Source organism: Streptomyces sp. NPDC052721, assembly GCF_040678315.1.
Classification (GTDB): Bacteria; Actinomycetota; Actinomycetes; order Streptomycetales; family Streptomycetaceae; genus Streptomyces.
On sequence record NZ_JBFATL010000023.1, the window covers coordinates 96,301 to 108,595 of the forward strand.

9 protein-coding genes are annotated in these 12,295 nt (G+C 70.8%); 4 read left to right on the top strand and 5 right to left on the bottom strand.

The features are described 5' to 3' along the window. Positions 1 to 26 precede the first annotated feature (26 nt). Positions 27 to 320: an antibiotic biosynthesis monooxygenase family protein gene (locus AB0L21_RS22325; protein ID WP_365710943.1), complete on the top strand. Its 294-nt coding sequence runs from the start codon at positions 27 to 29 to the stop codon at positions 318 to 320. Between the two features lie 245 nt (positions 321 to 565). Here AB0L21_RS22325 and AB0L21_RS22330 read toward each other — a convergent pair whose 3' ends face one another. The 3 genes from AB0L21_RS22330 to AB0L21_RS22340 form a co-directional block, all read right to left on the bottom strand. Further along, complete coding sequence (locus AB0L21_RS22330; protein ID WP_365785905.1) at positions 566 to 1,840, bottom strand: MFS transporter; 1,275 nt, start codon at positions 1,838 to 1,840, stop codon at positions 566 to 568. Between the two features lie 251 nt (positions 1,841 to 2,091). Continuing rightward, complete coding sequence (locus AB0L21_RS22335) at positions 2,092 to 2,283, bottom strand: hypothetical protein (protein ID WP_365785907.1); 192 nt, start codon at positions 2,281 to 2,283, stop codon at positions 2,092 to 2,094. A gap of 116 nt (positions 2,284 to 2,399) precedes the next feature. Further along, entirely contained in the window at positions 2,400 to 2,756 is a 357-nt protein-coding gene (locus AB0L21_RS22340) for a hypothetical protein (RefSeq protein ID WP_365710949.1), read from the bottom strand. Positions 2,757 to 2,960: 204 nt separating this feature from the next. On the opposite strand from AB0L21_RS22340, the gene AB0L21_RS22345 reads away from it, so the two are divergent. Further along, positions 2,961 to 3,449, top strand: a complete 489-nt coding sequence (locus AB0L21_RS22345) for a hypothetical protein (protein WP_365785909.1) — start codon at positions 2,961 to 2,963, stop codon at positions 3,447 to 3,449. Between the two features lie 3 nt (positions 3,450 to 3,452). Next, positions 3,453 to 8,024: a caspase family protein gene (locus AB0L21_RS22350; RefSeq protein ID WP_365785911.1), complete on the top strand. Its 4,572-nt coding sequence runs from the start codon at positions 3,453 to 3,455 to the stop codon at positions 8,022 to 8,024. Positions 8,025 to 8,050: 26 nt separating this feature from the next. Here AB0L21_RS22350 and AB0L21_RS22355 read toward each other — a convergent pair whose 3' ends face one another. Both AB0L21_RS22355 and AB0L21_RS22360 read right to left on the bottom strand, forming a co-directional pair. Next, positions 8,051 to 8,422 carry an antibiotic biosynthesis monooxygenase gene (locus tag AB0L21_RS22355; protein ID WP_365710955.1) on the bottom strand — a complete coding sequence of 124 codons (372 nt, stop codon included), beginning with the start codon at positions 8,420 to 8,422 and terminating at the stop codon, positions 8,051 to 8,053. A gap of 220 nt (positions 8,423 to 8,642) precedes the next feature. After that, the gene (locus AB0L21_RS22360) at positions 8,643 to 9,923 is read right to left on the bottom strand and encodes an MFS transporter (RefSeq protein ID WP_365785913.1); all 1,281 of its coding nucleotides are present in this window, start codon (positions 9,921 to 9,923) and stop codon (positions 8,643 to 8,645) included. A gap of 348 nt (positions 9,924 to 10,271) precedes the next feature. Between AB0L21_RS22360 and AB0L21_RS22365 the strand changes: the two genes are divergently transcribed. Beyond that, the gene (locus tag AB0L21_RS22365) at positions 10,272 to 12,194 is read left to right on the top strand and encodes a hypothetical protein (protein ID WP_365710959.1); all 1,923 of its coding nucleotides are present in this window, start codon (positions 10,272 to 10,274) and stop codon (positions 12,192 to 12,194) included. Positions 12,195 to 12,295 lie beyond the last annotated feature (101 nt).

Sequence of the window (12,295 nt, forward strand, 5' to 3'; positions counted from 1 at the left end):
GCCCCTGCAACGGAGGACACCACACCGTGAACAAGACCCTGCTCGCCGAGTTCACCGCACGCGAGGGCGCGGAGGACGAGGTCGCCCGCCTGATCCTGGACTACGCCGAGAAGGTGCGCGAGGAAGACGGCAACCTCGCCTTCGACGTCTACACCAAGGCGTCGAACCCGCGCGCCTACTGGATCTTCGAGGTGTACCGGGACGAGGACGCCTTCCAGGCACACCTGAAGGCCCCGTACGGGGGGCCGTTCAACACCGCCCTCGCCCCGCTGATCGAGGAGGACGCCTCGGTGCTGACCTTCCTCGATCCGGTGGCCTGACCGTGGCCGGCCCGCCTCGCGGGCCGGCCGTCACACGGTGAGCCGTACGGGCAGATGCGTGCCGCGCCGCGCCGTGGCCGAGTGATACGGCAGAACGTGGCGGGCATCTCCCGGCACCCACCATCCCCGGCTGACCTGGTGGAGAGGTGTCCTGTTCCTCGGTACGGCGCGTTCCCTCAGCTGACCGAGGGCAGGACGTAGGCGGCCGAGGTGTCCCAGGCGCGCGGTGTCTCAGGCGGCAGGGATCAGGGGGCGACTTCTTCGTCAGCCTGGTCGCTCCTGGCGGCAGATGCCTGGAGCGGGGACGCGGAGCGCCGAAGTGCCCGGACTTGTGGAGACGCCAGGGCGGCAAGAGTGGCGAGTACGACGACAGCCGCGCAGCCGGCCAGAGCCGTGCCCGAGCCGACACCTTGAGCAACAGGGCCGGCGGCGAGGAGGCCGAGCGGGGCGAAGGCCAGGGAGCCGAACACGTCGTAGGAACTGACGCGGGAAAGTACCTGTTCTGGGATCTCGCGCTGCAAAGTGCTGGCCCACAGCACGTTGAAGACGTCGCTGGCCACGCCTGCGCAGAAGGTGGCGGCGGCGGTCAGCCAGACCGGTGCCGAGACACTCAGGAAGACCATGGGCAGAGCTGCCGGGAACGTGGCGATGACCGCGACCAGGACGGGTCGGCCGACCCGGACCCGCACGGCCAGTCCGGCGCCGGCGATGGCTCCCAGAGCCTGGGCGGCCACGATGATCGACCAAGACCTGGCCCCACCCAGATGCTGCTGGGCTTGCAACGGCCCGAGAACTCCGAGGGTCGCGCTGAAGACGGCGACTACGGCCGTGCACTGGGCGACCACCACCCACAGCCACTGCCGTGAGGTGAACTCCTGCCAGCCCTCCCGCAGGTCCGTCCACACGGACGACGTCTTGACCGGCCTTGCGGGCAGCCTCAGCCGGCCCGTCAGCACTGCACTGACCACGAACGAGACGGCGTTCAGGGCCAAGGCCCAACCCGCACCGACCCACGCGACGACCACGCCCGACAGCGCTAGCCCGAGAAAGAGGCAGGTGTTCGTGCTCATTCGCAGGAGACCGTTGGCCTGCTGCAACCGGTCCGCGGGGACCACGAGCGGCACGACGCCGTCCATCGCCGGTGCGAAAAGAGCGGTCGCCAGCCCCGCCATCACCGCCAGTGCGCACATCAGAGCCAAGGGTGCGTGCCCGGTCAGGGTGATCGCCGCCAGTCCCGTGTAGGCAAGCGCTCCGACGCCGTCGGCGACGACCATGAGACGAGACCGTGACATCCGGTCAGCGATCACGCCTCCGAGCAGGACGAACACCAGTTGGGGCAGCGACTGGCAGGCGAGGACCGACGACAGCTTCCCGGGGCTGGCGCCGGGAAGTGCCAGCACGGAGAAGGCCAGGGCCACCCGAGCGAACCCATTGCCCAGAACCGAGATGGTCCGAGCTGAAGCGAGCAGAACGAACCGCTGGTCAAGCCACAGCGCCGACCTTCCCGAAGTGATCGTCATGGACATGAACTGTAGGACGCCGCGTGGATCACACAGACGCGGCGGTCCGGAGGCGGGAAAGTCCCACCGGGGCGTCGAGCGGGCGGTGGCCGGGCGGGGCAGGTGGACGCTGGAGCGGCGGGCGTTGGAACAGGTCAGGCACATGGTCAGCAGCGGCAGGGGCCGGCCCGCGTGCTGGGCTCGCTGTGCGCAGAGGGCGGTGGAGGGCTGGTAGAAGCAGTCGTTGAGGACGTCGGGGTGAAGGGTCTTCATCAGGGGCTGCGGCATGAGCCGGCGGTGCGGGTCACCCCGGCGACGTCGAGATCCTCGATGGCCACGTCGGCGAAGCGGGTGGTGAGTTGCTCGGTCAGCGCGTGCGGGACGGTGCCGTGCCGCACGGTGACCTCGTGGTGCAGCGGTGTCACCCGGCGCCGCGCCGCCGTCCTCGGCACCCGAACAGTCACCGGACCGACACGCTGACGCCCTCCCCCACCCGCCGCCACAGCGCCGGCGAAGCGTTCCTCAGACCGCCTGCCGCCCGATCACCCGCCGACAACTCACGTCATGGCGTCAGCCGCTGTCACGCGGCGCGGTAGACCCCTCGGGCCACTCGAACGACGCGGCCTTCCTTGAGCAGGCCATCGAGATAGACGGAGGCTCCGTCCGGCTTGAGCACCTTGCCGGCCGCGGTCACGGTTTCAGCGATCTGCTTCAACGTCATCGGTTCGGACGACTCCCGCAGCGCCTCCACGATGCTGTCCGCCTTCGTCATGGTGGCGATCCGTTCCGTCAGCGTCGACGGGGGCGCGACCTTCTTGGCCAACGCGTTGCGCTGTGCCTTCAAGCCCTCGATCTGGACACCCAGGCGCTCGTATTGCAACTCCGCCTGCTTGAGGGCAGCTTCCACCTCGGCCAGGTCCTTCTGCAGCTCGTCCATGACAAGGAAGCTTAAGGTTTCTCCCTTAAGACGTCTAGGGATTTTTAAGATTCCGCCCGGCAGGGGCTCCGAACGCGTGGGGGAAGGGCCCCCTGCGTCGTCCGTGCTCCCGACAGGCTGTTTGGCCGAACTCCTCTCTATGGACGATCTGTTGGCACTGATAGGGTCGGCTGGCTCAGAAGCCGCTCCCGTCACGGAGGCCAAGTGGAGATCACTCTTTCCTCTAGCGATCCGGATGGGGGGCGAGTCGCGGCCACCAGCGATCTGCACAGATGGCTGCAGCGTCAACCGGAGCTGCGTGGCCGCCTCGTCCGGCAGTCGGCGACCGCGCCACCGCCCGGGACCATGGGCGCGTCCGGGGAACTACTGACCCTGCTGCTGGCACCCGGCGGTCTCACCGCCGCCCTGGCGGCGGCCGTCGTGGCCTGGCTGCAGAACCGGCGCGGCGACCAGACCGTCACCATCACCCTGCCCGACCAGACGCAGATCACGGTCTCCTCGACCAAGGTGTGTGGACTCACCGCGCAGGCCACCGGCGACCTGGCCCAGCGCGTCGCGGCGGCGATCGACCGGTCCGGGCGGACCCCGGACGGCGACACCGAGCGCGGTGCGCCGGGAGACGGCGCGGCTCCCGAGGAGGGGAACACCGACAGGCCGGCGCAACGGGCGGGAAACGGCGGGGAAAGAGCCTGAACCATGGCGGGAGCGAACGGGGGAGACCCCCGCGGTCTGCTGGGCGATGACTGCCGGGCCCTGGTGGTCGGCACCGGCCGGCACGTCGAGGGCGCGCTGCTCGCCGACCTGCCGAGCGCGCAGCGGACGGCCCGCGCGCTGGCGGACACCCTCACATCGGCCTGCGGCATGGCCGTCGGCCAGGTGCGTCTGGTCACCGATCCGCCATCGGCCGCCGACATCCTCGGCCCGCTGGAGCAGGCCATCGACGAGGCGCGGGGCGGAGTCCTCGTCTTCTGCTTCGTCGGCCACGGGCTCCTGGGCCCGGGAGGGAAGCTGTATCTGGCCACGACCGCGACCCCCTCCCACGACAACACCGTTCACGCCGTCCCCTACGCCGAGATCGAGAACCGCCTCGCCGACGCCCCGGTGCGCCCGGTCGTGATCCTCGACTGCTGCTTCTCGGGACTCGCCGAGGCCGCCGACGGCGGACGACACCAGGACCCCTACCTCTCCGTACGGCCGCACGGCAGCTTCCTGCTCGCCTCGGCCACCCACTACGCGGCCTCCTTCGCCCCCGAGGGTGAGCGGTACACCCTCTTCGGCGGTGAACTGCTGCGGCTGCTCCGGGACGGCGAGAGCGGCGGGCCGCGCTGGTTCACCCTGGCCGACGTCCACCGCCACCTCGACCGCCGTTTCGAGGACTCGCCCGCCCGGCCCCACGCCGGCAGCGTCGGACGACTCGGCGACCTGGTCCTGGCCGCCAACCCGCGCTACACCCTGCTCACCGCCCCGGACCCGGGCCCGGCTCCGCCGCCGAGCGACGGGCCCTGCCCCTATCCCGGCATGCGGCCGTTCCTGCCGGAGCAGCGCCATCTGTTCCACGGCCGGGAGGAACTGACCCGGCGCCTGCTGGAGCGGGTCACCGCGGCCGACCCCGCAGTCCCCGTCGTTCTCGTCGGCCCTTCCGGTGTGGGCAAGTCGTCGCTGCTCCGGGCCGGCCTCGGTGCCGCGCTCGACAGCACGGACCTCAAGCCGGTGCTCCTGGTGCCCGCCCCGGGGGCGCTGCCCTTCCGGACGCTTTCGGCGGCCTGGGCGCGAGCCGTCGGCCGGCCGTTCGGCGAGGTGGAACGCGACCTGGGCGCCGGACGGTTCACCGCACCGGCCGACCGCCGCGCGGCCCCGCGCGTGCTGGTGATCGACCAGCTGGAGGAGATCTTCACCCACTGCCGGGACACCGAGGAACGCCGGCTGTTCGCCCGCGCCCTCACGGGCCCGGGGGACGGCACGGGCCCGCGGGTGGTCCTGGGACTGCGTGCCGACTACCTCGGCCAGTGCCTGCGCGACCCCCGGCTCGCCCGGATCGTCAGCGCCGGCCAGTTCGCCGTACCGGTGATGAACGACGACGAGCTGCGCGCCGCCATCGAGGAGCCCGCCCGGAGCGCGGGACTGCGCTGGGAGGAGGGCCTGCCGGACCTGCTGCTGCGCGAACTGGCACAGGAACGCGTGGGCGCCGGTGATGCCATCGCCCTGCCGTTCCTCGCCCATGCCCTGCAGGAGACCTGGCACCGGCGGCGCGGCACCGAGCTGACCTTCGCCGGCTACCAGGCGTCCGGAGGCATCCGCACCTCCGTGGCGCAGACCGCCGAGGACATCCACAACGCGCTCGACGCCGACGGACGACGGCGTTTGCGCGAACTCCTGCTGCTGATGGTGCATCTGGTCGACACGGAGGGCAGAGCGGTACGGCGCCGCGTACCCCTGGAGGATCTGGACGGCGCCGGCGATCTGCTCGGCCGACTGGCCGACGCCCGGCTCGTCGTCGTGGACGACGGAGTGGCCCAGCTCTGTCACGACTCCCTCCTCCACGGCTGGCCGCGGCTGCGTAACTGGATCAACACCGACCTCGACGCCCTGCTGGTGCGCCGCAGGCTCGGCCAGGCCGCCGACGCCTGGGCCGAAGCGGGCCGGCCGGCGAGCGGCCTGTACGCGGGAAGCCACCTCGCCGGTGCGCGGGCCGTGCTGGAGGACGACGGGCACACCCTGGGACTGCGCCCGGTGGAACGGGACTTCATCGCGGCCGGCGAGCACGCCGAGCGCCGCCGCAGGAAGCTGACCCGGACAGGACTCGCCATCGTCCTGACCCTGGCCCTGCTGGCGACGACCCTGGCCGTGCTCGCACGCCGGGCCCAGGGCGACGCCGAGGCGCGGGAGACCCGGCTGATCGCGGAGCAGGTGGCGAGGCAGGCCGACGAGATGAGGAAGCAGGACCCGCAGACGGCGCTGCGGCTGAGCCTGGCCGCCTACCGCACCGCGCGGACCCCCGTGACCAGGTCCGCCCTCTACTCCTCGTACATCTCGACCGTGCCCGTCGACCTGAAGAACGGTGTCGAGCAGCCCGTGCTCAACGTCGCCTACCGGTCCGACGGTGACGTCCTGGCCACCAGCCAGCGCGGCGGGCGGGTCCAGCTGTGGGACATCACACGCCCCACCGTTCCCCGCAAGGGTGCCGCCGTCGAGCCGGGCACCACCGCCGTCCTCGCCTTCCAGCCGGGCAGCCGCCTGCTCGCCGTCCAGACAGAGGACCGTCTCCTGCTGTGGGACACCACCGACCCCCGGCACCCCCGGAAGAAGGCGGAGCGCCGCACGACCGGGGGAACGACGTACTCCCTCGCCTTCAGCCCCGACGGCACGATCCTGGCGAGCGGCTCGGACGAGGGCCGGCTGCGGCTGTGGGACATGACCCGGGCCGACCGGCCCCGGCTGCGCCACGAGAGGTCGGTCGGAAAGGACCTCCAGCTCATCTCAGTGGCGTTCACCCGCGACGGGCGGCATCTGCTGACCGGCAACGGCAATCCGGCGAGCGAGACGTCGGGCCACGCCGCGGTCAGACTGTGGGACGTGCACGATCCGGCCCGCCCGGCGCTGCGCGACACCGCCGCGGCCGACACCGTCATGGCCGTCGCCGCGCATCCGCGCAGGGACCTGGCCGTGGCCACGGGAACGAGCGGCAGGATCGTCTGGTGGCGGATCGAGGACGGACGACGGCTGCGCCGGGTCGAACCGCAGAAGCAATCCTCCTTCTTGGGAGAATGGGGCATCATCAGCTCGGACGCCGGCATTCCCTCGCTCGCCTTCCGGAAGGACGGCGAGGTCCTCGCCGGTGCCGACAACGACGACTTCCATCCGCAGATGCTGCTGCGCAAGGTGGGGGCGGAGTCCTCGCTCTACTACGACAGCTTGGTGGAACGCAGCGAGCGACCCGCGGGCGAGCCCGTCCAGTCCGTCGCCTACAGTCCCGACGGCGCGTACATCGCGGCGGGGGACATGGGCGGTTCGGTGCGGATGTGGCCGGAGCGTCCCCCGGCGCCGGCGTTCCCCGGTGAGCCCTCCGACACCGACCCCGGCACCGAGGCGGCCAGCCCCGACGGTCGTTACCTCCTCGGCAAGGAGCAGAAGGACGGGGAGGACTACACGGTCACCAACCGCGTGTGGGACGTCGGTGCGGCCACGCGGCCCCGTCCGGCCTTCACGGTGCCCGAGCCGTGGCGGGCGCGGTACTTCCTGCCCGACAGGAAGAAGCCCCCGGTACTGGTGGCCCACTCGTTCGAGAGCGGAACCAGGAAGCATGTGTTCCGCTTCTGGAGCTTCGACAGCGTGGGCGGTCAACCCCGGCACGGTACGGACATCCCGCTCACGGCCGACGATGTGGTGACGGCCGTGAGCCCCGACGGCACACTGTTCGCCATCGGCGCGGTGGGCACCCGCCGCCTCGACGTGTGGGACCTGAGCGACGTGCACAAGCCGGTCAGGCGTTCCGTGATCGACGCCCGGACCGATCAGGGCCACGGCCAGCCGTGGTTCCTCGGCAACCGGACCCTCGTCACGACGGAGGACAAGGAGGCTTCCCGGGACCTCCGCCTGTGGAACCTCGCCGATCCCCGAAACCCTCGCAAAGGCGCCACGGTCCCCGGCGGCGCCGACGGAGCGGGATTGGCCTACCTGCACGGGTCCCACACCCTGATCGTGGAGGGTGAGGGGGAAACCCTGCGACTGTGGGACATGAGTGATCCGGACAAGCCCGGAAAGGGGGGCGTACTGCGCGGCACTTCGCAGGGGTACTACCCGGTCACCGGCGGTCGGCTGGCGACCCTCCTACGGGACGGGTCGGTTCGCTTCTGGGACATCAGCGACGTCGATCACCCCGATCGTCAGGAGACTCTCCGGCTCGACCACACCGTGAACTCCATCAAGGTGACCCCGGACGGACGGCACGTCGTGACCGGCATGACGCTCGACGGCCAGTTACTGGACACGCCCTCGGAGTTCCGCATCTGGGACACCGAACCGGACGGACGATGGCGCAGCCCCGCCCAGACCAGCCTCGCGGGCGTGTCCGACATGCAGGTTCTCCCGGGCAACACATCCCAGATGGCGGTCGTGGCCGAAGTCGACAGCGAGAAATGGACGTTCCTGCTCGACCTCGACAGCGAACACATCTACGAGGAACTGTGCCGCACTCAGCCGCTGAGTGTCCCCGAGAGCCAGTGGAGCACCCTGTTCCCGCACCTGGCGCACCGGGCCTCCTGCGGATGATCCGCAGCGGGCGCTGCCCCTCGTCGTCATCGATCTCGCGGGACCTGCGCTCGCGTGAACCCGTGGCTCCGCTCCACTTTCGCCACGTGCAGCGTGTAGCTCTGGTACCACTCGGTTCGCCCACGCTTTTGTGCCGCCCGGTGCTCGGCGTTGCTCCGCCACTCCGCGAGGGCGTCGGCGTCGCGGAAGTACCCGACAGTGATGCCCAGCCCGCCGGGAGTCTGCGCGTGGTCCATCCCCAGGAACCCGGGGACGTCCTTGACCAGGTCTTCCATGCGTGCGTTGGTCTCGCTGTAGCCGCTCTGGTCCTGGGTTCGCACCGTAGTGAAGACGGCCACGTAGTAAGGGGGTTCATAGGCCTCGACGGGCGCGACAGGCGCTTGCGGGTGATCGCTCATGGCGCCACGGTAAGGCGGGATGCGCCCCCGATCCAGCGTCTTTCCTGAACGGGACACATGAGGGATCGGACTCTTGGCCGAAGCCGTCTGAACGCTGCCTGATGCGGCACTGGGCTAAGGGCCCGGACACACCCGCCGGGAGAAGGTCCCCGAACCGCGGCCCCCGAGCACCACTCCCCCACCCCCGACGAAGCCGCATCGCTGCGATCCGGCCAAACCGCTACGCGGAGGGACTGTCCGTGGCCGGGGACGGAACCGCTTCCGTCGTGGGCGCTGGAACATTCCCTGTGGAGGTGCGTGCCTTGCGCCATGGCAGGAGCAGCGCGCTCGCCATGCACAGCAGGCCGGCGATGAACAGGGCGCCGCGTACCCCCGCTGCGGCGGCGACGAGGCCACCGGCGATCATGAAGGCGGCCTGGCATGTCTTCGAGCCGACGGACCAGGAGGTGCCGACGCGGGACATGAAAGCGTCCGGTGTGGTCGCCATGCGATACGTGGTGAACGACGGGTTGAAGACCCCGGCTGCGAAGAGCAGGCCGAAGTCGGCGGCCACGATGACGAAGACGCCGAGGGCACCGGAGGGCGTCAGTGGCAGCAGGATCGTCCAGAGCGTGCGTGCGACACCGGACAGCAGCAGAACGCGACGCTGTCCGAATCGCCGGGTGAGCAGCGGAGTCAGGCGTGAGCCCAGCACGCCGCCCAGGCACGGCAGGCCCAGAGCGAGTCCGTACTGCCATGGTGCCAGGCCCAGGTCATCCAGCATGAGGACGGCCATCAGCGGTGATGCCATCATGACGGAGCCGCCGAAGAGCAGCGCGTTGAAGAACAGCGGGCGCAGTCCCGGGTGCCGCAGGAGGTACTGCCAGCCGGCGATGATGTCGCGGCCCAGGCGAGAGGTGGCGGCGCGTGCCGGTGGCTCGGGTTCAGGCTGCCGGATGCGACGGATGCCCAGGGCCGACCCGAGGAAGGACAGTGCGTCGACCACCGTCGCGGCTGACGTGCCCAGCACTCCGATCAGAAGCCCGCCGACGGGCGGTCCGGCGCTGACGCTGATCCAGTTGGTGGTCTCGAACAGGCTGTTGGCACGAAGACGGTGCTCGGGCAGGACGAGTGCCTTGAGATGGGCGCCGCTCGCCGCGTCGAACGCGACAGACGCCGCCGTCTGGAGAACGCCGACGGCACACAGCTGGGTGAAGGTGAGCCCGCCGAAAGCCATGGCGACCGGAATGCTTGCCAGCATCACGCATCGGACCAGGTCGGCGGTGATCATGACCGGCCGCTTGTACCGGTACTCGATGCGCACTCCGAGCGGCAGGGCGATCACCCCGCTGGCCACCGCGGACAACGCAGCGAGCAGAGAGACCTGGAACGCCGAGGAATCCAGCACCAGCAGGGCAATGAGCGGCAACGCCCCCATGCCGACGGCGCTGCCCGCCGCGCTGACCACGTAGGCGCCCCACAACCGCCGGAAGTCCTGCCCGAGCGTGTTCCGCGGTACCAACCGAACCTCCCGAGGTGTGAAGGCGCTCAGCGTAGTGATGCGGACTGCTCACCCGCGCGCGGGCCCGCGGGGGGGGGGACGTCGAGCCCACAGTCGCAGAACGCGCTCTCTGATCAGCAGGCGGGCTTGACGTCGCGGTGCTTGCAGACCTCGCCGTCGAAGGCCCGCCGGACTTGCAACGACCGGACGAACTCCCCCTTTGCCCGCAGCCGTGACCACGGCGGTGCGCGGTCCCGCGGGACTGTCCGAGGCCTGGCGGAAAGCGGCGGGAACCGGCGGGAACCGGCGGCCGCAAGCTGGCATCATGCGCAGCGAGGACCGAGCCGAGCGCGGGGAGTTGGGGGATCCATGACGGGGCCGTCGGGTGTGGTCGAGCGCCTTTACTTCGGGCGGGAGGATGCCGAGCGGGACATGTCCGACGGCCTGCTGCGCGAGGGGTTCCTGCGGACCGCCGCCTACGACGCTGCCGTGTCCGGCCGCAAGATGCTCATCATCGGCCGCAAGGGCTCCGGCAAGAGCGCCATCTGCATGCATCTGACCGCCGACGGCGTCCACCCCGGCGGCACCGCCCTGATCACCCCCGACGACGCGGCGGGCGACGAGATACGCCGGTTCGAGCTGCAGGGGCTCACCGGTGACACGGCCAAATCGCTGATCTGGCGTTACGTCTTCGCTGTCCAAGCCGCGCGGCACATCGTCGCCCACGCCAAGCAGGTCCACGGGCTGCGGCGACTGCCCCGCCCGGTCAAGACACTGCGGCGATTCCTCCGCGCGAACGGCGAGTCCGCGGACGAGCCCGGCCTCTACGACCGGCTGCTCCGCGGCGTGAGCGGGCTGCAGACGTCGCTGTCCCTCGAAGCCTTCGGTGTCAAGGCGGCGGTGGATGTGGGCGGTGCCCCGCCGGCCTCCGAAGGCGCCCGCGCCGCACGTCAGCTGGAGGTCGTCGAGCGGGGCGTGGCGGAGGCGTTCGCCGGTCTGGACTGCGCGGGCTCGCACGCCCCGCTCCTGCTGCTCGTGGACCAGCTGGAGCAGATATGGTCGAGCGACCCGGACAGCAACGCCATGGTCATCGGGCTGCTGCTGGCGGCGAAGCACGTCTCGGGGGCGTACGGCAAGGCGCTGCGCTGTCTGCTCTTCCTGCGTTCCGACATCTACGACACCCTCAACTTCAGCGAGGGCGACAAGTTCCACAGCGAGGAGCTGCGCATCCAGTGGACCGCCACCGGCCTGCGGGACCTCGCTCTCGCCCGGGCCCGCGCGTCGGCCGGCGCCGAGCTGACCGGCGACCGGCTGTGGCGGGAGGTCTTCCCGCCGGCCGTGGGCGGCCAGGACACCGCTGACTTCCTCTTCGGCCGCGCCCTGCCCCGCCCGCGCGACGCGATCCAGTACCTCAACGTGTGCCGGGACACCGCCGTCGAGCGGGGGCACGAGAGCATCCACGAGAGCGATGTCCTGCTCGCCACCCGGCAGTTCTCGGAGTGGAAGCTGCAGGACCTGGCGAAGGAGTACCTGGTCACCCACCCCTTCCTCGCACAGCTGTTCGTGATGTTCCAGAACACCGGCTACGTGGTGACGCGCAGTGCGCTGGAGGCCCGCTTCGACACCGTCGCCGAGACGCTCCACCGCCAGTACCCCGCGTACGCCGAGGGGCTCACCGCGCCCGGCGTGATCGACACGCTGTACGGGGTGGGCTTCCTGGGGGTGCGGCGCGGCAACGACGTGGTCTACACGGGCGGGGCCCACGTGCCCGTACAGCCGCACGAGACGGAGTTCCACATCCATCCGTGCTTCCGGCCCGCACTGGGTGCCACCCACGCCATCGACCTGCACCGGTACGAGCCGCAGGCGCTCACCCACCTGCTGCTGCGGAACAACTCGTACCCCTCGGCGGGGGTCGGCCCCCCGGTGCGCCGTGACTTCACGCTGCTGGAGGAGCTGGAGCGGTCCTGCAACAGCATCCAACGGCAGGTGGGCAGGGCGGTGGGGCTGCCCGCCGAGACCCGCGCGCAGCTCTCGCAGCAGGTCGTCCGGGTGATGAGCGACGCTTCCCAGGCACTGCTGCGGCTGCGCGACGGCGAGGCCGTCGACGCGTACGGCCATGTGCTGGCCGCCGCGCAGTACTTCACCACGGTCGCCGCGCAGTTGCTGGCCAGCGGGGTGGACGACGGCAGCGGCGGCAGCGTGGTCCGCAGGATCGAGGACGAGGCCCGGCGGCTGACCCGTACGGCAGGCGGCAGTCACACGGGAGGCGGGGGATCCTCCAACTCCTGATTCCCCGCCTCCTGTTGCCCGGGCCCTGTCCTCCGTCCCCCCGCGCTGCTACGGTCCGTTCCATGGCCGTCATGATGTGTTCCCGGAGGGGCTGTGATCGC

Coding starts and splice junctions, on each gene's coding strand:
- AB0L21_RS22330 (WP_365785905.1), bottom strand. CDS start 1,840: ATGACGATCACTTCGGGAAGGTCGGCGCTGTGGCTTGACCAGCGGTTC.
- AB0L21_RS22340 (WP_365710949.1), bottom strand. CDS start 2,756: ATGGACGAGCTGCAGAAGGACCTGGCCGAGGTGGAAGCTGCCCTCAAG.
- AB0L21_RS22350 (WP_365785911.1), top strand. CDS start 3,453: ATGGCGGGAGCGAACGGGGGAGACCCCCGCGGTCTGCTGGGCGATGAC.
- AB0L21_RS22355 (WP_365710955.1), bottom strand. CDS start 8,422: ATGAGCGATCACCCGCAAGCGCCTGTCGCGCCCGTCGAGGCCTATGAA.
- AB0L21_RS22365 (WP_365710959.1), top strand. CDS start 10,272: ATGACGGGGCCGTCGGGTGTGGTCGAGCGCCTTTACTTCGGGCGGGAG.